Genomic DNA, 20126 nt, shown 5'->3' with positions numbered 1-20126 from the left:
CAATATCAAAAGATTGTGATGTCGGCATTGACCTTTTGAGAGGGTGTCCTAGCCCTGAATACGGCATTTATCCAGTAAATCCAAGCCAGATTGATATTCAGAAGTTTGCACGTTCATCATGCCCAGTAGGGTATGAAATAAGTTATCCTGCGAAACGTCATCATGCTCTGCATGCTTGGCTAAGCATTGGTTATCAATGCCATAACTTTTTGTGTATTCGGGCGATAGCCACATTAGAAATGGAATATGCGTTTGTTGAGTGGGAGCGAACATGTATGGTGTGCCATGCAGATAAATGCCATTTTCACCTAAAGATTCCCCGTGATCTGAGAGATAAACCATCGCAGTATTAAATCTATCGCTCTGCTGTTGTAGCAGCTTAATCGTGTTATCCAACATAGCATCGGTGTAGAGAATCGAATTATCGTAAGTATTCACCAGCTCATGAGAGGTACAATCTTGAATTTGATTACTATCACAGGTTGGGGCGAATTGTCGTATCTCAGGATTTGACCGGCGATAGTAGGCGGGGCCGTGGCTGCCCATTTGGTGTAATACTATGACACCATCACCTTTTAACCCATTGATATAATTATCTAGCTTATAGAGCAAAGCGTTGTCTAAGCAGACGCCATTTTGGCAATCTGCGGTTAATTCTAACTGTGTCACATCTTGATGAGGGATACGGTCGCAGGCCCCTTTACAGCCACCATCATTTTCTCGCCATAAAACACTCAATCCGGCGTGGGCAAGAATATCCATCAAACCCTCCTGATGGCTGGCCAGCGTAGCATCATAATTCTTACGTGGCATATTTGAGAACATGCAGGGGACAGAAACGGCAGTTTCAGTTCCACAAGATGAGGCATTCTTAAAATAGGTCACATTTTGTTTTTGTAGGCGAGGATTTGTTTCGCGTTGATAGCCGCCTAAAGAGAAGTTCTCGGCACGTGCGGTTTCTCCAACCACTAAAATAACCAGCGTTTTCTTCTGTTGGCGATTGATCAACGGCCCTAGATGGGCATCTTCACCAATCTTCACTAAAGACATATTACTGGCAAAATACTTATGCTTCGCAAATTGAAAACTGCCGCTGACAAAATTGGAGGGTGTGAGCATTTTAACGATGCTTTTATTATTACGAATGAGCGAGGCATAATCTTTATAAAAGAGAGTCGCGATGAGCATAATGACCACTGCTGACACCAGAATATTAGCCGCACGGAGCCCTAGCATATACCACCAAGGACGGGTTGCCTGAATACGGACGAAGCAAATAATGATGGCAGGGATAATCCCCAATACGAGCAGCCAAATAGCCATACGTGGCGTAAAGAGTGCGGCAGCTTCTTGGGCGTTAGTCTCGAAGGCATTTTGCATCATATTACCGTCAATAACGGCACCATAACTGAATATAAAATAGTTGCTCGCCGCACCTCCTAAGAGAAATAAAATAATGATGGGCTTACGCAATATTGGCACAGCAAGCAAGCTGAAGATGATATTGAGGGCGCAGAAAATAAACAGTGGAATGGTTGCAGCAAAAAAATAGCTATCGCTATTATCAAAACGAATCAGCGACCAAGCTTTACTGATAAACAAGGCATTGTGGCTGACAGTAAAAAACAGCGAGCAAAGCAAAATAAAACTTAAGCTGTTACAGTGTAACTTTTCTCGAGCGTTCATCGTGAAAATTAAATCCTAGAATTCACTAATTGCACGAATGATATCGAGTGAAACTTAAGATAACCTTAGTGGTATTAGGGGCTGTTTGCGTTTAACCAGAGTGGCTTGCCAGCGAGGACGAATCAGGCTTCAATTAAGGTAAACCTCTCAGTTAATACGAGGTATGAGTTGTGATGGTGACAACGCCAATTAGGTATGCTAACCGCGGGAGGCAGTATGGCTCAGCAACTTGAGTTTTTCGACATTCCCAGCCCATGTCGAGGTATCTGCCAAACAGATGATCGTGGCTTCTGTCGTGGATGTATGCGCAGTCGCGATGAGCGATTTAATTGGATCAAAATGAGCGACCCGCAAAAGCGGGATGTCTTACGCCTATGCCGCCAGCGCCTATTGCGATTGCAGCGCGCGAACAAACAACCGGATGAACCACTGCAAGATCAACCCTCGCTATTTTGAATTATCGTGTTCTACGTATCGATTGACTAAAATTAGCCTTTTGGGCTATTTGTCCTCTCAGCCCCCAATTGACCCTAAATTCGTTGCTCAGGGAGGATTTCACCTTTCTGCTGGTTGTGTATGCTTAGGGCATATTAATAAATGAGGTAGCTAATAATGGACACACGTACCCAACTTGCCCCGCTTGGGCCCGAATTTTCTCGCATGATTTGCGGTTATTGGCGTTTGATGGAGTGGGAAATGACGCCCAAACAGTTGTTGGCGTTCATTGAGCAACACGTTGAATTGGGCATTACCACAACGGATCATGCGGATATCTACGGTGGTTACCAATGTGAGCAAACTTTCGGGCAAGCATTGCGCTTGAAGCCATCATTACGTCATCAACTTGAATTAGTCAGTAAGTGCGGGATTGCCACCACGGCGAAACCAGAGCATGCGCTGGGGCATTACATTACAGATCGTACCCATATCATTAAAAGCGCTGAACAGTCATTAACGCATTTGCATACTGACTATCTTGATTTGCTGCTGATTCATCGTCCCGACCCTTTAATGGATGCAGATGAAGTGGCTGAAGCATTCACTCAATTGCACAAAAGTGGGCAGGTAAAACATTTCGGCGTATCGAACTTTACGCCGGCACAATTCAGTTTGCTGCAATCGCGTTTGCCTTTCACGCTAGTGACAAATCAGGTCGAAATTTCACCGCTTCACCAACCGGCGATTGTGGATGGCACCCTTGATGCGTGCCAGCAGTTACGTATTAAACCCATGGCATGGTCATGTTTGGGGGGCGGGCGTTTGTTCAGCGACCCGGAATTCCAAGCGCTGCGTGATGAATTGCAGGTCGTTGCCGAGGAGATTGGCGCTGAAAGCATTGACGAAGTGGTTTATGCCTGGATTCTACGCTTACCTTCAGCACCCATACCGATCATTGGTTCTGGCAAGATAGAACGTGTTAAGGCTGCTTGGTCATCACTTTCTCTCACGATGACTCGTCAACAATGGTTCCGCATTCGTCGTGCCGCCCTTGGCTATGATGTGCCTTAAGTGCTTTATGCGCCAGCGAGTATCATGCTGGCGCCGTTTGACTTCCTGCTTCCGGTATCGCTAATTGAAGCTGAGTGAGTGAACAATATAACCTCCAGATTAATCCTGCCAGTTCACGTCCAGATGCATCAGGGTATTGCCCCAAAATCGTACTCATTCTCTGTAATTCTTGTAGCGTCGCCTGTAGTGATGTGGGCTGCACACCTTTCTCCGTCATACAGCCTTTTAGGCAGTGAATACAGACATCCCGTACCGCAGACAAGGGGGCAGAGGTGGTTTGCCAATCACGTAGCTGCCAGACCACGTGGCTGCAATTAAGCAGTACCATCCCCCAGCGGAGTAGCCATACTCGCGCAGTTTGATCTTTACTGAGGTTCAGTTGATTGATGCGGTGATAGATGAGTGATTCAAACTGGTGTTGGTTTTGCCTTGGGTAGCTGCTGAGCTGATCGATAAAATCGCGCCGCAACATACGGATGATACGGCGACTTTTACGTTTATCTGAACTAGGCCGAAGTACCTGAAATGCGACACCGGCCAACATAACACCCACTAGCTTGCCAATGTTGTCGTTCAGAAACGCTTGATAATCATAACTCGGAGGATTGGTGACACTCAAAAACGATCCCATAAAGACAATTAATTGCCCCCACAGTGACGCATAAGCAGGGTGTTGGAGTTTCATCATTTGCATAGTGATCAAAATGGGCATGAGCAGCACGGCGAATTGCCAGAAATCATCAATTTGCACCATCACGCCAAATTTTAAAATAAAGCAGCCAATGGAGAGTAAAACGATGGCTTTTAAGAGCGTAGCAATGCTGTCTGTTGGCGATGGCGTGGCTGAGTAGAGTACGCAACTCACGGCGGCTAATGCCAACGCGGAGCTACCTGAACTCCACTGCGTGTTTATCCAAAATGCGCAGCCAATGACAATACAAACAAAAGTACGTAGCCCATTATAGGCGGCTTCATAGGTATCAGTATGACGCGCTAATGATGCGACTGAAGGCGGTGACTGCATTGTGTCTTCTTGGGTTTTATCCAGTCGCGCCAACCATTTATTCACCTGCAAATATAACCAACAAAAATGTCTTAACCGCAACCAGAAGGCTTGATGGCGATAATCAGCATCTTGCAGTGGGGCGATTTGTTGCAATATTTTAGCGACCTGATATTTATCGCAATCAGGTTGTTGCAATGCCGCCAGTAGTTCTGACAGCACAGCGGCCAGCTTTGCGGGTGGTGTGGGCCAGTTAACTAGCATGCGGCGTAAGCTGGTTATCACACTGGTAATCCGTAACTGACGATGCAAGATAAAATTTAAGACATTATTTTGCCGCCTTAAACGGTAATGACTCCAGAATGCCTGAATTCTCAACAGATTCATGGTGAGGATCTGCCCAATCAATCCCTCATGCGAGCTGCGAAGCGCTGGGGTTTGTTCGGTTTGCCACAATAGCGCCGCATGTTCCAGTAACCGAGACTGCATCCGGCGTAAAGAGGTGAGGAGTGCTTCACCGTCTGACGTGCTGGGCAACAGCATCATCATCAAGCCACCGCAAAGAATACCGGTTATCACTTCGCAGACACGGGCTTGGGCAATATCAAAAATCTGTTGGGTGTCAGTGGTGTTCACGGTTGAAAATGCGATGATTGCTGTGGTGTAGCCCGCCAGAGCAAATGCGTAAGAAACATTATTTTGATAATGATTAGAAATGAAAGTACATAAGCCAATCCACGCCGCGATGACAAAAGTGAATAGCCAAGGATCATTGAGACAATGGCCTGCAATCATCAATGATGCCGCTGCGCCCAATAAACTTCCAATAACTCGACCGATACTTTTGCTGATGACTCCGCCGACAGTAGGGAAACTCACCACGGCAGCGGACGTCATCGCCCAGTAGGGTTCATCTAAATTTAGTGCAAAAGCAATCCACAATGATAAACACATGGCCAAAGAGTTACGCAGGGCATAACGCCACTGCCCAGCATTGGCCTTGCCCCATGGGGTTTGGTGCCATAAGGGAAAAGAAAAACGCATGTTAACGGACCACTGAAATGGTACAGGTGGTGCCCGCAATTAGCGTGACATCAGGCGGGACATCCAGCAGTTTAATTCGCACAGGAACCCGTTGTGCCAAACGAACCCAAGGTACATTAGGCTTCACATCAACTAACAGATCATCACCGGTATCAACGCTTTGATCATATATCGCGCGACCAATGCTCTGTACGACGCCACGTAATGGAATGTTGCCATTGTACAAAACTATTTTGGCGTCATTACCTTCTCTAATGTGTCTGAGTTTGGTTTCCTCGAAATAGCCCATGACATAGAATGAATCGGTATCAATAAGCGCGACTAATGGAGTGCCAGCAGTAGCATAGTCACCGACGCGTGTTTTCAAGTTGGTGATATAGCCATTGGCAGGGGCATAAATACGCGTTTTACTGAGATTCCATTTAGCTTGTTCAAGGTTTGCCAATGCGCCTTGATAGGTCGCTTTCATGCTATCGGCTGTTAGATTAGCAATGTCGAGATCTTCACCCGAAATAATATTTTTAGGTAGATTACGGCGACGTTCAGCTTCGTGATTTGCTTTGGCTAAGTCAGTCTGTGCGCGGGCGACAGCCGCTTGTGCATTATCTAGCGCCAATTGATAGGGTTGCGCGTCAATGACAAATAAAAGGCTACCAGAGCTCACCAATTGGTTATCATGGACTAATATCTTTACCAGCCTGCCGGAAACTTCCGGGGTGATGCTGACCAATTCTGCTCGGACTTTACCATCGCGAGTCCAAGGCGATTGCATGTAATAATTCCACATCCACCAACCCGCACACAGTGCAATGGAGAAGATGATGACTGAAGAGAAATACTTAAGAGATTTATGATTCATGTCAATTTACCAACTGGCTAAGACCCATAAAGAAAGACTGACTGCAATGACAAAAATTGAGAGATCCATTAATATCGGATGCCAGATATCACCAGAGTAGATCCAATTCCGTAGCATATGATGGATCAATAGCCACAACACTAAACCTAGCATGACGGCCTTAAACATTGGCGGAAAATAGATAGAGGCACCTAATATCAAGTCGGTAAGTGGTGCACCAACGGGTAAATTAGCTACGTACATAAGGTTAATCCTTAAGGGGTAGTTTTAGTTAAAATATAATTTTTTCTAAAGTATTTCCCGTATTTATTGCTTTTGCCCTAGTATCAACGGTATATATACATTTGTGTTTTTAATGTTAATTACCCAAAATAGACAGGACTCTGGGAGTTATGCTAGCACGCTAAATAAAAGGAGGGGCAATTGGAATCGACATTAGGATCTGATTTAGCACGATTAGTTCGCGTTTGGCGCGCGCTTATCGACCATCGGTTAAAACCGTTGGAACTGACTCAAACACATTGGGTTACCTTGCATAATATTAATCGTTTACCACCTGAGCAGTCACAGATTCAATTGGCAAAGGCGATTGGTATCGAACAACCATCATTGGTTAGAACCTTAGATCAACTGGAGGAGAAAGGTTTAATCACACGGCATATTTGTGCAAATGATCGTCGGGCAAAGAGGATAAAACTGACGGAACAGTCTTCACCGATAATAGAGCAGGTTGATGGTGTGATATGTTCCACTCGCAAAGAAATTCTCGGTGGTATTACTACAGATGAAATTGAAATGTTATCGGGTTTGATAGATAAGCTTGAGAGAAATATTATTCAATTACAAACAAAGTAAATTAGAACGTTTTAGACTCAATTCACAGCAGAAAGAAAAAGTATCGCAGTAATAACAAGTCAGGGTTCGCAATGAACCCTGACATTTTTAAATATTACGTTAACGGCAAACAGATAATTAACAGTAATCAAATCGTTAACGTGGGCTAACCGTTACAGTACTGCCGCTCGTTGCGAGCATGACACGCTGGCCAACGCTAAAACGGGTTGGGCCTTGTTTTTGAACAACTAGAATAGTGGTGCCATCGTCTTTACGGACTTCAAGCTGCACACCATCAGTGCGGTTCATCGCACCTTGAACACCTTGACCTGCCATACCGCCAGCAACTGCACCGGCTGCTGTTGCCAAGCTACGGCCTGTTCCGCCGCCAACGGTATTCCCGAGGAAGCCACCCAGTACTGCACCACCAATAGCACCCATCACGTTATTGTCATCACCACCTTGAATGGTGACAGGACGAACAGAGAGCAATGTGCCGTAAGTCACGGTTTGTACTTGTTTTGCTTGTGATGCAGTGAAAACATCACCAGACAGTGTGTTGTTATTGGCACAACCGGTTAAAGTTACCGCAACAATAGCAACGGCAATTAATGGCTTGATCATAAAAACTCCTATTAAAAATACATTACCGCATTACGGTTCAGTCTGCCGAGGACATCCAAACTCAGTCCATTGACGGTACAGTCTTTACGTAAAGTATGGCTTACTCAAATGTTTATTTCACTACTTACTTCGTAACACCCCTATTACAGAGTGTCGACCATAAGCTGAAAAATTAGGCTAGCGTTGATTGGTTCGCAGCTTAGCGTCTTAAACTTCAACCAATATTAAACGGTGGTTTAGTTTTCTTAAAGTAAGAAAATTCACTGCCATAAATAAAAGTGTTAGCAGTAGTGACTTTTATGTGACCTTTCTTGCAAATAGAACGCATTCTTTAAGATAGTCCCCTATGGCGGTATACACTTAAAAAAGTATATCTTTTCATGGTGTTAATTTTATTATTCTGATCTGGCTTATGAAGAGCCTTATCGCTATTTTGTTCCTCAACGGGAAATAAGGTCATTGCTATGAAATCAGGCCGTTTTATTGGGGTGATGTCTGGGACCAGTCTTGATGGGATTGATGTCGTGTTGGCCGCTATTGATGAGCGTATGGTCGCACAGCAGGCCAGTTACTCTCATCCGATGCCGCAACAGTTGAAAAAAGATATCCTCGGTATGTGTCAGGGCCAATCAACCACTTTATCTGCGGTGGGGAAGCTCGATGCTCAATTGGGAATTTTATTTGCCGAGGCCGTGTTGGGCATATTGAACCAAGAAGGGCTCACCGCACAGGATATTACGGCGATTGGCTCTCATGGACAAACTGTGTGGCATGAACCCCTAGGCGATCCTGCTTTTACGACGCAACTAGGTGATAACAACCGCATCGCGGCGATGACCCAAATAGCCACTGTGGGGGATTTCCGCCGTCGGGATATGGCGTTTGGTGGGCAAGGTGCACCACTGGTTCCTGCATTTCATCATGCACTTTTAGCCCATGCCACCGAACGTCGCATGGTGTTAAACATCGGCGGGATTGCGAATTTATCCATGCTATTACCTGATTTACCCGTGCGTGGTTTTGATACAGGGCCGGGTAATATGCTGATGGACAGTTGGATTTGGCGGAACCGGACCCAACCTTACGATAAAGATGCGGCTTGGGCATTATCGGGGGAGGTTCACCAACCATTACTCGAATCGATGTACAGCGACGCCTATTTCGCCAAGCCGGCACCCAAAAGTACAGGGCGTGAATACTTCAACGCAGGGTGGTTGGACAAGCAATTGGCTAAAATACCGGGAATCAAACCTGAAGATGTACAAGCCACATTGGCTGAATTGACGGCCGTCTCTATTGCTGAACAGGTGCAATTGGCCGGGGGCTGTGAACGGCTGCTTGTGTGTGGCGGCGGGGCGAGAAATCCACTGGTGATGTCACGTATGTCCGCTTTACTACCTGGGACTGAAGTCTGTGTGACGGATGATTTTGGTGTCAGTGGTGACGATATGGAAGCACTGGCTTTTGCTTGGTTAGCCTTCCGGACATTATCCGGTAAATCCGGTAATTTACCCTCCGTGACGGGAGCCAGTTGTGAGACCATTTTAGGAGCAGTCTATCCTGTATCGTCACGATGAGGGTGCTAAGCTTCCATTGAACAGGGCAGCTTAGCCCATCAAAGAGGGCGACATCATGAAATATATATCCGCTATTGCATCTGCCACCACTGTACTGGTGCTGGCGGGATGCAGTTTGGTGCAACCGAAAAACCAAACGTTGCATTATCAATGCGGGACGACTCAACTGACCGTGATGCAGGATAATCAACACGAAAAAGTCAGTCTGATTCTAGATGGTGAACAATTGACATTACCGCAGGTGCGCGCGGCCTCTGGTGTCAAATACAGTGATGGTCGCTATACCTTCTGGTCGAAAGGAAATACGGCGTTTGTCGAGCGTGATGACAAAGTCATCATCAATGACTGCGTGTTGATCAAGCCATTGTCTTAATAAAGCGATTGTCTTAATAAAATGATTACTTTGATCAAGTAATCAGGTCGTTACTCGTTCAGGGTGATTGTGATTCTGGTGCGGCAAGGGCAGAATAATCCTCACTGCTTTCCTGCGCGATACAGAGTGTATATGACTGACAATTTTGATGTTGCAGATTTACGTCGTGAATATATTCGCGGCGGGCTGCGCCGTAGTGACTTAACTGAACAGCCATTGGATCTTTTTGAACGTTGGCTCAAACAGGCGTGCGACGCTCGATTACCGGATCCAACCGCAATGTGTGTGGCAACCGTAGATAGCCATGGACAACCTTTTCAGCGCATTGTTTTGCTCAAGCATTATGATGAACAGGGTATGGTGTTCTATACCAATTTAGGTAGCCGTAAAGCACAACACTTGGCTGAAAACCCGCATATTAGCTTACTCTTCCCTTGGCACATGCTAGACAGGCAAGTCATTTTCCTCGGCAAAGCTGAACGGCTGTCGACGCTGGAAGTGCTCAAATATTTTCATTCCCGCCCCAAAGATAGCCAGATAGGCGCTTGGGTGTCTCAGCAATCCTCCCGAATTTCAGCCCGTGGCGTGTTGGAGAGTAAGTTCCTCGAACTGAAGCAAAAATTCCAGCAAGGTGACGTGCCATTACCCAGTTTCTGGGGTGGGTTCCGCGTAAAATTTGATTCTGTCGAGTTTTGGCAGGGCGGCGAACATCGCCTGCATGACCGTTTTATTTATCAACGGGAAACCGATGGATGGAAAATTGACCGTTTAGCCCCTTGAGAACGATGAAATAATTGTGGTTAAACCTAGCGCTCGTGCGGCGAGCGCTTTATCCTATACCCTCCTTGAGCACCCCTATGGGCAAGTTTTTTTGTAAAAGACAATGGAGTCATTGATGACCAGCAGCAACCTGATTAAACAATTGCAAGAGCGGGGCCTCGTTGCCCAGGTGACGGATGAAGACGCGTTAGCAGAGAGACTGGCGCAAGGGCCAATTTCACTGTATTGCGGTTTCGACCCTACCGCAGACAGCTTGCATTTGGGCCATCTGGTTCCGTTGTTATGCCTGAAGCGTTTTCAGTTGGAGGGGCATCGCCCAGTTGCATTGGTTGGCGGTGCGACGGGGATGATTGGCGACCCGAGCTTTAAGGCTAGCGAGCGTAAACTGAATACAGAAGACACGGTCAACGAATGGGTTGAGAAAATCCGCCGCCAGGTTTCCCCATTCTTGGATTTTGATTGTGGCGAAAATAGCGCTATTGCTGCCAATAACTACGATTGGTTTGGCGGCATGAATGTTCTGACCTTCTTGCGTGACATCGGTAAACACTTCTCTGTGAATCAGATGATCAACAAAGAAGCGGTCAAACAGCGTTTGAATCGTGATGATAGCGGCATCTCCTTTACTGAGTTTTCCTATAACTTGTTGCAAGCCTATGATTTTGCTTGCTTGAACAAGGCCCATGGCGTGGCGCTGCAAATCGGTGGCTCTGACCAATGGGGTAACATCACCTCAGGCATCGACTTAACTCGTCGCTTGCACCAACAACAAGTTTACGGTTTGACGGTGCCTTTGATCACCAAAGCGGATGGCACTAAGTTCGGTAAAACCGAAGGTGGTGCAGTGTGGCTTGATCCGAAGAAAACCAGCCCTTACAAATTCTACCAATTCTGGATTAATACCGCTGACGCAGATGTTTATCGCTTCCTGAAATTCTTTACTTTCATTAGTATGGAAGAGATAAACGCACTGGAAGAAGAAGACAAAAACAGCGGCAAAGCCCCACGTGCGCAATACGTGCTGGCGGAAAATGTGACGGGTATGGTACATGGTGCTGAGGGGCTGGCGGCCGCAAAACGTATTACTGCCAGCTTGTTCTCCGGCGACTTAAATGACATGACTGAAGCGGATTTCGCCCAATTAGCGCAAGATGGTATGCCAACAATTGAACTCGCCCGTGATGCCGATTTACAGCAGGCTTTGGTCAATGCTGAATTAGTACCTTCTCGTGGTCAGGCGCGCACGATGATTAGCTCTAACGCTGTCGCCCTTAATGGCGAAAAACAGGCAGATCCAGAATATGTCTTTACTGACGCTGACCGCTTGTTTGGGCGTTATACACTATTGCGCCGCGGCAAAAAGCATTATTGCTTGATTAGCTGGTTATAAGAACGAATTAAATAAGGGGCAAAAATGTCCCTTATTTTTTGCTTGTTGCTTATTGTTTGCTTATAAATTAGTCGCTCACTTTTAGGCCGTACCAATGAAAAATATACTGTCGATTCAGTCACACGTCGTTTTTGGCCATGCTGGAAATAGTGCAGCTGAATTTCCGATGCGCCGGATGGGCGTTAATGTCTGGCCACTGAATACTGTTCAGTTTTCGAATCATACGCAATATGGTCACTGGACCGGTTGTGTGATGCCCGCTAGCCACTTGACTGAGATTGTTCAAGGCATTGCCGATATCGATCGGCTAAAAGATTGTGATGCAGTTTTGAGTGGTTATATTGGTTCACCGGAACAGGGCGGCCATATTCTGGCTGCAGTTGCTCGGGTAAAACAAGCTAATCCCGCCGCATGGTATTTTTGTGATCCGGTGATGGGCCATCCTGAGAAAGGCTGTATCGTGGCCCCAGGTGTTGCCGAGTTTTTCTGCAAAGAAGCTCTGCCAGCCAGTGATATCATTGCCCCAAATCTGTTGGAACTAGAACAACTTAGTGGCATACGGGTTGAGAATGTCGAGCAAGCTGTCAAGGTTGCACGCGACCTGTGTGCCAAAGGACCAAAAGTGGTCTTGGTGAAACATTTAAGTCGTGCAGGTTATCACGCTGATTGTTTTGAGATGTTATTGGTGACGGCTGAAGATGCGTGGCATATCAGTCGCCCGCTGGTGGATTTCGGCGCACGCCAACCCGTCGGTGTGGGCGATTTAACCAGCGGCCTGTTATTGGTGAATCTGCTGAAAGGTGAGCCGTTGGATAAAGCATTAGAGCACGTTACCGCTGCGGTATATGAAGTGATGTTGAAAACCCAAGCCATGGGCGAATATGAGCTTCAGGTCGTCGCGGCGCAGGATGAAATTGTTAATCCAACCTGCCAATTTACTGCGATCAAGCTATAACTTTTCACTGCGACCAAGCGATAACTTTTATTTTAAAGTGCCCCTGAATAGCGGGGCACTTTAAATAACCAATCAACCCAACAATCTTTACTTCTTGATATCTTCTGCTGCCAAGGCCGCTTTGACCGCTGGACGTTCTGCAACTCGCGCCATATATGTATCCAAATGGCTACGCTGCGTTATTTTAATATTCAGTGCATTAGCCCAGCGGGTAACTGTAAATAAATACGCATCGGCCACACTGAATTTCTTGCCCAAAAGGAAATCATGATCGGCTAACACTGAATCAACATAACTGAATTGCTTATCCAATCGTTCGCGGGCAATCACTTTATATTCTTCCGGCGTTTTGGGGTTAAACAACGGGCTAAAGCCTTTATGCAATTCAGTCGCCACGAAGTTTAACCACTCAATTGCATGATAACGCGAGAGCGTACCCGCAGGGGCAATCAGATGGCGGTCAGGCACTTTATCTGCCAGATATTGCACAATCGCAACGCCTTCGGTGAGTAAACTACCGTCGTCTAGCAATAGTGCGGGGACTTGTCCTTTTGGATTGATGCTTAAATAGTCTTGGCCCGTCTCAGTGATTTTAGCCGCCAGATCGACGCTTTCAATACTGAAGTCTAACCCCGCCTCACGTAAGACAATATGTGGAGACAAAGAGCAGGCCCCGGGTTTATAGAACAATTTCATCACACACTCCTTAATAACGCACTGAAAGAAACAAGCTTCCTTATCCTAAGGCAGACAAATAAAAAATACAGCTAGCAGTATCAGAAAATTGTAAGGGAAATGAATAAGAGTCTAGGAAGCTAACGATTGTGTAAAAAACGAATTGCTGCATAAATCATTACGCAAAGTGTGAATCATATCCCTACAGCGGTGAATATTCGCCGCTGTAGGTTATTTCTACCGTTTATTTTCTGGCCGCGATCATTAATTACCGTGGTGGGCGAGTGCTAATCGAGGATGACCAGCTAAAAGTGGTTGTACTGGGTGCGGTTTTTTTGGTTTTTCTTTCTACGCGCGTTAACTTGGCGATTTTTTCTCGGGCTTGCATGATTTTTTCGATGGCTTCGTCTTTAACTTTATTTTGCTCTGAATTGGTTAATGCCCTTCCTAAGTTTATTCTGGCTCTGTCGAGTTGCGTTTTGACATCACGTTGTTCACTTTCAGTCATTTCTTTTAATGTCAGCTTTTTCATTTTTTCGCCCTGTTTGCATCATTCCTACTCAGTGTACAACCTTATTCTGCATGGGGATGTAAGAGATTGCGATCTGGACGACATTAATCACGATTAAAGCCTGTTAACCCCCAAAAATCACATTAATCGCGATAAGTGAGACATCATCGTTGCATTAAAACACCGCTCTCGACGAAAAGCGCAGAAAGCGGTTGCAGTAGACAGAACAAAAGTTATCGAAAATGAAAATTACAGTAATCGCGAACCATAGCCCCAGAGTAAAACTGTTAGACCCAGCAACAACTCTAAGACCAGTACACCAATGGCAAAGGTAGAACCTGAGAAAATAAATCCTTCTCGCCGGTCAATATTCAAAAAGGTAGGGATCCCGATATACATCAGATAGCCAGCATAGCAGAGGGCAATGATCCCGACGAGCAGACATAGCCAGATGGCAGGGTAGAGTGCAACCATTCCGGCTAAAAATAGAGGCGTAGCGGTATACCCCGCGAATAGAGTACAACTTTGCCAACTTGGGCGGCTTTCATAGCGGCGGGCCATCCAGTAAATCACGCGACCCATCAGCGCAACAGCAGCCAGAATTAAAGCATAGAAAATAACGGCGGAATAAAGAGCAGTGAAGATCGTCAATTTTATGACCTGGCCATCACCAAAGTACCAACCCACTTGTGTGGTGCCGATAAACGCGCAAATCACCGGAATGGCGGCCATTAAGAGGAGGTGATGTGCATATAAGTGTTGGACACTTTCACCCTCACGTTTGATTTGCTGTAGTTCCTGACTAGGATGAGTCAGAAGTCCCCAAACATGGTTGATCATACATCACCTCCTTGCCCGTTATTGGCCGCCAATAACAGACGGATTTCATCCCCATTTATTATCAGGATGCGGTGAATACTGGGCGGCCTCAACATAGTATAGTTTATTTTTTGAACACAAATAATGTGACGGCGGTACCAACGATTAGGCTCGCGTTATCCATCACATTTAGAAATGTTTATTATAAATGAGCAAGTTAATCATTAAATCAGGAGCAAGCCATGAGTACTCAGGGAAATAATAATCGGATAGATTACATAGAGTTTGCTGTTAGTGACATTGAGCGTTCGAAAGATTTCTACGGCAAGGTTTTCAATTGGCAGTTTACCGATTACGGGCCGAGGTATTGCGAGTTCACTGATGGCCGGTTGGCGGGAGGGCTTACCACATTGAGTGAAGTTCAGTCCAATGGCGGGCCGCTGGTCATTCTGTATGCGGGTGATCTTGAACAAACGCAAAAACGTTTGGAAGAGGCTGGGGCCGCTATCGTGCTACCTATTTTTCCTTTTCCCGGCGGCCGTCGTTTTCATTTTACCGATCCAGATGGCTATCAGTTAGCGGTATGGTCAGATAACGAGCCAACTGATATTTAGCTTATAAAACAGTTAAATATACAGGGATGGTTTTATGTTTTGTGAATTGACCATAGATTCTCACTATGGTCAATTTAGTTCTGAAGTCTTATTTCTTTTCAATCAACGGGCTGTATTCTGCTGGCACCCAAGTGTAACCCACTTTATCTGCCCGAACATGGCCCAGACCTGGGAACGGAAGGTGAGCACCTGCCACCCAAAGCTTGTCTTTCGCCGCCTCAGCAAAAATGGCTTTGCGTGTAGCAATGGCTTGCTTGCTATCGCTATCAAATTCTAAAGAGACATCTGGGTGCGCAAATTGGATGGAATGGCTGTGTACGATATCGCCCCAAACCAGCAAGTTGTCACCTTTTGACGTGAAAAGATAAGAGGTGTGACCCGGCGTATGGCCTGGTGTTGGCACCACTTTCACGCCCGGTAATAAGGTTTCGCCGACCGTGTAAATTTTTAGCTTATTGTTTGCCACATAAGGAGCAACAGCTTCCATTGATTTTTCAAACATCGGGCGCTGTTCCGCCGCAGCTTTGCTGGCGATATCTTTACTCAACCAAAAATCAGCATCGCCTTTAGAGACATACACGGTCGCGTTAGGAAATGCTGCTTTGCCTTGATCGTTAATACCGCAAGCATGATCTGGATGCAGATGGGTCAACAGAACCGTATCTATCTGCTCAGGCTGGTAGCCTGCCGCGCGAATATTATCGACCACCGCCCCCAGTGTTGGTCCAAAGCATTGTGCTGTGCCGGCATCAACTAAGACTAAGTTAGTTCCGGTATTGATTAGGAAGGCATTGACCGCAGTTTGTACCCCATTGGTGCTATCGATAAACATACTAGACAACAATGTCTGGATATCTTTTTCATTGATATCTTTTAGTAGATTGGTACCAAGTTTGACATAACCGTCGTAGATAGCAGTGACTTCAAAATCACCTAACGCCATTCGGTAGTAACCGGGAACCTGCGTCTGCTGTTGCGCAGGTGCAGCCGCCATACTGACCGTCGAGAAGCTCAGGGGCAGAGCGCAGGCACTCGCCACCGTCAGCGCCAGCAATGCTTTACGGAGTTGTAACTTTTTCAGTGGAAACGCCTTCATAAATCCCCTCCAGAAGTGAATAACGGGCCTTATCATGTTTTTGTTAATGACATTCAAACTATATCGATGAAAATAATAAGCATCGTTATCCAATGTACGTTCTAAATGTTTGATTGTCTTTAAAGGATTCAGGAGAGGGGAAATTTCAGAATTAGCTTGTATAGGGGGGAAATAAAAAACGCCCCGTTAGGAGCGTCTTTTATGACTAGCGAGTACATTATGCTGTTGTGACAGAGCCTGTTTTTTTAGTTTCTGTCGGCGCTAATGTCATGCGATACAATTTAGGTGCAGTCAGCATCATCAAGATTGCGATGATAGCTGTAACGATACCAATCTGCATAAACACATGGCTATAGATTGCCAGTGATGCATGGGCATCAGTGATATCACTTGGTACCGCGGTCAATGCCGCAACTTTACCCGCAATCAGTGCAGCAGCAGCAGTAGTCAGGAACCAAGAACCCATGATGAAGCCCATCAAACGTTGAGGGACTAATTGTGCAACCATGGCCAAGCCTAAGCCGGAAATCATCAGTTCACCGATGCTTTGAAGCGCGTAGCTCAGGATTAACCAATTGACGGATACAATGCCGTGCTCATTCGCCATTGTTGCGCCCCATGGTAAAACCAAGAATGCAGCAGAGCAAAGTATCATGCCAAAAGCAAATTTATGCGGCATGGGCAGACGGTCACCCATCTTGTTATAAATTGCAGCCAAAATAGGACTGGCAACCATGATCCAGAATGGATTCAATGCTTGGTACTGTTCTGGTTCAAACGCAATACCGAAGATTGAATGCTCAACATTATGGATAGCAAAGAAATTCAGCGATGTTGGCATCTGGCTGTACAGCACGAAGAACACAACGGCTTCGAGCATCAGCAGAAACGCCACGATCATTCTGCGACGAGCCGTGCCGTGGAGTGAGAATGTTTCTTTAGCAAAGATAAAGATGATACCCAGTGAAACCAACGCCAAGGCCCAGCGCGCCACAACTTGGTTGTGCAGCAACCAGCTCGACAGTGTGATCAACGCGACAACACCGACTAATACCATCAGTAATTTTTTGATCTGCAATGGCGCGAAGTCAGGCTTAGAGCCTTGGTTTTTCACCCACTTACGGCAGAACCAGAAATTCACCAGCGTGATGAGCATCCCGACAACACTGAGTGAGAACGCGACGCTCCAACCATATTTGGCTGCCAACCAAGGTGTTGCCAGCATAGAGAAGAACGAACCGATATTGACGGACATATAGTACATGGTAAATGCACCGTCCAAACGCGGGTCGTCTTTGTTATAACAGGTTGAAAGCAGGGATGAAGGGTTGGCTTTAAACAAGCCATTACCGACCGCAATGGTCGCCATGCCCAGATAAACCCAGAAAATATCATGCCCAGAATAGGCAATCATGGCATAGCCCACAGCGAGGATCAGCGCACCGAGCACGATGACGCGTTTCGCGCCGAGAACTTTATCACCTAACCATCCACCAATGGCCACGAAACCATAGACCAGCGCACTGAAGGAAGAGAATAAGGTGATTGAATCGGCTTCGCTCATCCCGAGCATTTTGACCAGATAAACGGCCATGATCCCTTGCAGGCCGTAATAACCAAAGCGTTCCCAAAGCTCGATAGAGAAGATCAGGTAAAATGCCTTCGGTTGTTTGAAAGCATTCATACTGATGTTTTCGGGTTGTTCGCTACTTGGTGGTTGTTGACTGTTGTTTGCTGTTGACACTGGGACCTCTGTATTTTACGCCCTACCATAAATGGCAGGATTGGCAAAAGTGAATGCTTGAACTGGCATCCCTTTGCGTTGTTATAAGATGTTTAGCGGCGGTTAATGTTCACTATCTTTGTCAATGAGACAAGTGTTTTGTAATAATCTGTTACATATAACTTATCCAGTTCAAATTCGCCATGTTACAAATGTTATGCAGTATTAACGTTTATGTTTTGGCAATTTGGCAAATTTTTATTTTGATTAAAAGCTGAACTGATTTTATTTAGTGATATATTCTGCTATATGAAAACTGTATGGTGTATATGATTGGTTATTGGTGAATAAATAAATCAATGTTGTGCTTATGGTGAATATTCTGAAATTATCAAAATAATGGTTAAATGTTAATCAGTTAAGCATCTTGGTCATGAGATAAACTGAAGTCGTGCTCAGTGAGTTGTGTCAGTTTTTTGCGTGAAAAATAATGAGATAGCCAATTTCAGGCCGATTGATACTCCCAGACGGGAGTTTGCGGGATTCCGATACCTAACTGCGTATCGATATCCCGAGATAGTATGTGAAGAAGTTAGTAGCACGTTAGTAGTTGCATTGGTAAACGATTTAAACCACTTCTCCCAATGCTTGCCTTAAACGATTAGTCCATCCGGCCGCGGCAGTACTGATAATGATTCCTAGTAACTGCTGATCACTGAACCCAATGAGTATTAGTGGGGTGATAAATTGATGACTAAAGCGTTCCGGCGCGCGGGTCAATTCTGCGGCGAGATGAATCAGCGGCTGAGTGAAGGGGTCACCAGACTTTATCGCCAATGCGCACGCAATGTCAGTGTCGATAGCGTTCGTGACTGCGGAATAATCTGTTGTTGAAGAGGTGCTTAGTTGCTGTTTGTAGTGTGCCTGACAATAATTGCTACCATTAATGCGCGCTGAAACCAGTGACACCAACGCCGACCAATCTGCTGCTGTTTGTTGCAACGTTTTCTGTTGCGCTATCAAGGTGTAGCTCGACAAGCTTGCAGGGTGGCGCGCCAGTAAGTCATGTAAGGTGATCAACTTTTCATCTGATTTCTGCTCAGTGGCGATACCATCATTTACCGCCAATGTAGGCAGCCAACCTTGCCAATGCAACCCTTTTGTCGATAACAAACTAGCGCTAGCGTCTTCCATTCGTGGGAACCCTGGAAGTATGACGGTCGGATAACCGGCTAACGCTGAAATTCCTGCAATCACTCTGGCTTGATAGCCCACAAAACCAATAATCTGCGTTAAAACAATGATATCAGCCTCGGTCAAGCCCACATCTGATAATTGCTGTAACGCATGCTTATCAATCAACGTTGGCTGACTGGCGAGCTGGCGAGCATATTGAGTCATTTGGGTAAGCCGCATATTACTTTCCCGTGAAGCATCAGGACTGGAAAGTGGTGTGAGTCGTGCCGCATAGTGGCTACAGAGTCGTTGCACACCGGTTACCTGTGCGACGGTCAACGCACTACTTAAGCGGTCATACAATGAAAATTGGTTATCGCTGCTGAGTTCGACTGTTGGCGGGAAAAGTGTCTGATACAGTGTTTCTGAGGCAGATAAAACCGTGCTGTGCTGCCGTAAGTTATCTAAGAGCGTGGTGCGAATAGCATCATTTAGCCCCAATAAAAAGTTTCCTTGCTCACTCTTGTGTGAGTAAATGGTGGTCTTTTCTGTGACACCGTCACCTTCATCATTGACCTGCGCCGCGGTAATCTCCAGGCTGCCGCTACGTTGAGTCTCGTGATACCAATGGGCATTATTCTGTTGTCGAAATTGCACCATAATGACCTCCGTTAGGGACAGCAACGCGTGAGCGCTAATGATAAATGTGGGTTAAGGATGGCAAGTTGAAATTTTGGTAACGAATGAAGGATGACAATGGGGCTATCGGACCGGAAGCATGGAAAAGAGGTAGGTTTTAACATCGGCAAGATATCCTGTTGTTTTAGGGAATGAACACAGTGGATATCATTGCTGATTGAGTTAGCGAGATAAAATAA

At 45.9% G+C, this 20126-nt stretch carries 20 protein-coding genes; 9 read left to right on the top strand and 11 right to left on the bottom strand.

Annotated elements, in window-relative coordinates:
- Positions 1-48: 48 nt before the first annotated feature.
- Complete coding sequence (gene eptA, locus DA391_RS11820) at positions 49-1686, bottom strand: phosphoethanolamine transferase EptA (protein ID WP_108087731.1); 1638 nt, start codon at positions 1684-1686, stop codon at positions 49-51.
- Positions 1687-1902: 216 nt separating this feature from the next.
- Here eptA and DA391_RS11815 point away from each other — a divergent pair, with 216 nt between their 5' ends.
- Together DA391_RS11815 and DA391_RS11810 are read left to right on the top strand one after the other, a co-directional pair.
- Positions 1903-2142, top strand: coding sequence for a DUF1289 domain-containing protein (locus tag DA391_RS11815; protein ID WP_019209901.1), 240 nt, complete (start codon positions 1903-1905; stop codon positions 2140-2142).
- 156 nt (positions 2143-2298) lie between these two features.
- A complete protein-coding gene (locus DA391_RS11810) occupies positions 2299-3195 on the top strand; it encodes an aldo/keto reductase (protein ID WP_019209902.1) in 897 nt (298 codons plus the stop codon).
- A 22-nt stretch (positions 3196-3217) separates the two neighbouring features.
- Here DA391_RS11810 and DA391_RS11805 read toward each other — a convergent pair whose 3' ends face one another.
- From DA391_RS11805 to DA391_RS11795, 3 genes are read right to left on the bottom strand one after another with little or no spacing between them, the layout of a single operon-like run.
- Positions 3218-5242: an FUSC family protein gene (locus tag DA391_RS11805; RefSeq protein ID WP_050285579.1), complete on the bottom strand. Its 2025-nt coding sequence runs from the start codon at positions 5240-5242 to the stop codon at positions 3218-3220.
- A gap of 1 nt (position 5243) precedes the next feature.
- Positions 5244-6101 (bottom strand): efflux RND transporter periplasmic adaptor subunit, encoded by an 858-nt coding sequence (locus DA391_RS11800; protein WP_050081149.1) that lies wholly within the window; start codon positions 6099-6101, stop codon positions 5244-5246.
- Between the two features lie 6 nt (positions 6102-6107).
- Entirely contained in the window at positions 6108-6344 is a 237-nt protein-coding gene (locus DA391_RS11795) for a DUF1656 domain-containing protein (RefSeq protein WP_050081148.1), read from the bottom strand.
- Positions 6345-6524: 180 nt separating this feature from the next.
- On the opposite strand from DA391_RS11795, the gene rovA reads away from it, so the two are divergent.
- Entirely contained in the window at positions 6525-6956 is a 432-nt protein-coding gene (gene rovA, locus DA391_RS11790) for a virulence master transcriptional regulator RovA (RefSeq protein ID WP_050081147.1), read from the top strand.
- A gap of 135 nt (positions 6957-7091) precedes the next feature.
- Here rovA and DA391_RS11785 read toward each other — a convergent pair whose 3' ends face one another.
- On the bottom strand, positions 7092-7559 hold the full coding sequence (locus DA391_RS11785; RefSeq protein ID WP_019209907.1) for a glycine zipper 2TM domain-containing protein: 468 nt from the start codon (positions 7557-7559) through the stop codon (positions 7092-7094).
- A 464-nt stretch (positions 7560-8023) separates the two neighbouring features.
- Between DA391_RS11785 and anmK the strand changes: the two genes are divergently transcribed.
- The 5 genes from anmK to pdxY all read left to right on the top strand — a co-directional run bounded on the left by anmK (position 8024) and on the right by pdxY (position 12634).
- The gene (anmK, locus tag DA391_RS11780; protein ID WP_057642712.1) at positions 8024-9136 is read left to right on the top strand and encodes an anhydro-N-acetylmuramic acid kinase; all 1113 of its coding nucleotides are present in this window, start codon (positions 8024-8026) and stop codon (positions 9134-9136) included.
- Between the two features lie 55 nt (positions 9137-9191).
- Positions 9192-9509, top strand: coding sequence for an MliC family protein (locus tag DA391_RS11775; RefSeq protein ID WP_108087730.1), 318 nt, complete (start codon positions 9192-9194; stop codon positions 9507-9509).
- A 132-nt stretch (positions 9510-9641) separates the two neighbouring features.
- A complete protein-coding gene (gene pdxH, locus DA391_RS11770; protein WP_050081144.1) occupies positions 9642-10289 on the top strand; it encodes a pyridoxamine 5'-phosphate oxidase in 648 nt (215 codons plus the stop codon).
- Positions 10290-10404: 115 nt separating this feature from the next.
- Positions 10405-11679: a tyrosine--tRNA ligase gene (gene tyrS / locus DA391_RS11765; RefSeq protein ID WP_108087729.1), complete on the top strand. Its 1275-nt coding sequence runs from the start codon at positions 10405-10407 to the stop codon at positions 11677-11679.
- Between the two features lie 94 nt (positions 11680-11773).
- Positions 11774-12634, top strand: coding sequence for a pyridoxal kinase PdxY (gene pdxY / locus DA391_RS11760; RefSeq protein ID WP_050081142.1), 861 nt, complete (start codon positions 11774-11776; stop codon positions 12632-12634).
- An 87-nt stretch (positions 12635-12721) separates the two neighbouring features.
- Here the strand turns inward: pdxY and gstA are convergent, their stop codons facing one another.
- From gstA to DA391_RS11745, 3 genes are all read right to left on the bottom strand, one after another.
- Positions 12722-13330 (bottom strand): glutathione transferase GstA, encoded by a 609-nt coding sequence (gene gstA, locus DA391_RS11755; RefSeq protein ID WP_050285582.1) that lies wholly within the window; start codon positions 13328-13330, stop codon positions 12722-12724.
- A 247-nt stretch (positions 13331-13577) separates the two neighbouring features.
- On the bottom strand, positions 13578-13841 hold the full coding sequence (gene yjbD / locus DA391_RS11750; RefSeq protein ID WP_019209914.1) for a DUF3811 domain-containing protein: 264 nt from the start codon (positions 13839-13841) through the stop codon (positions 13578-13580).
- A gap of 228 nt (positions 13842-14069) precedes the next feature.
- Positions 14070-14660, bottom strand: a complete 591-nt coding sequence (locus tag DA391_RS11745; protein WP_072087091.1) for a Yip1 family protein — start codon at positions 14658-14660, stop codon at positions 14070-14072.
- 221 nt (positions 14661-14881) lie between these two features.
- Here DA391_RS11745 and DA391_RS11740 point away from each other — a divergent pair, with 221 nt between their 5' ends.
- Positions 14882-15253: a VOC family protein gene (locus tag DA391_RS11740; protein ID WP_108087728.1), complete on the top strand. Its 372-nt coding sequence runs from the start codon at positions 14882-14884 to the stop codon at positions 15251-15253.
- Positions 15254-15341: 88 nt separating this feature from the next.
- On the opposite strand, the gene DA391_RS11735 is transcribed toward DA391_RS11740, so the two are convergent.
- From DA391_RS11735 to DA391_RS11725, 3 genes are all read right to left on the bottom strand, one after another.
- Positions 15342-16349, bottom strand: a complete 1008-nt coding sequence (locus DA391_RS11735) for an MBL fold metallo-hydrolase (RefSeq protein WP_108087727.1) — start codon at positions 16347-16349, stop codon at positions 15342-15344.
- 217 nt (positions 16350-16566) lie between these two features.
- Positions 16567-18093, bottom strand: coding sequence for a dipeptide/tripeptide permease DtpA (gene dtpA, locus DA391_RS11730; protein ID WP_050081138.1), 1527 nt, complete (start codon positions 18091-18093; stop codon positions 16567-16569).
- Between the two features lie 606 nt (positions 18094-18699).
- Positions 18700-19908 carry a CMD domain-containing protein gene (locus DA391_RS11725; protein ID WP_108087726.1) on the bottom strand — a complete coding sequence of 403 codons (1209 nt, stop codon included), beginning with the start codon at positions 19906-19908 and terminating at the stop codon, positions 18700-18702.
- Positions 19909-20126 lie beyond the last annotated feature (218 nt).

It is taken from the genome of Yersinia massiliensis (assembly GCF_003048255.1).
GTDB classification, from domain to species: Bacteria; Pseudomonadota; Gammaproteobacteria; order Enterobacterales; family Enterobacteriaceae; genus Yersinia; species Yersinia massiliensis_A.
The sequence above is the reverse complement of the archived record's forward strand: the minus strand, read 5'-3'. Positions and strand labels throughout refer to the sequence as shown.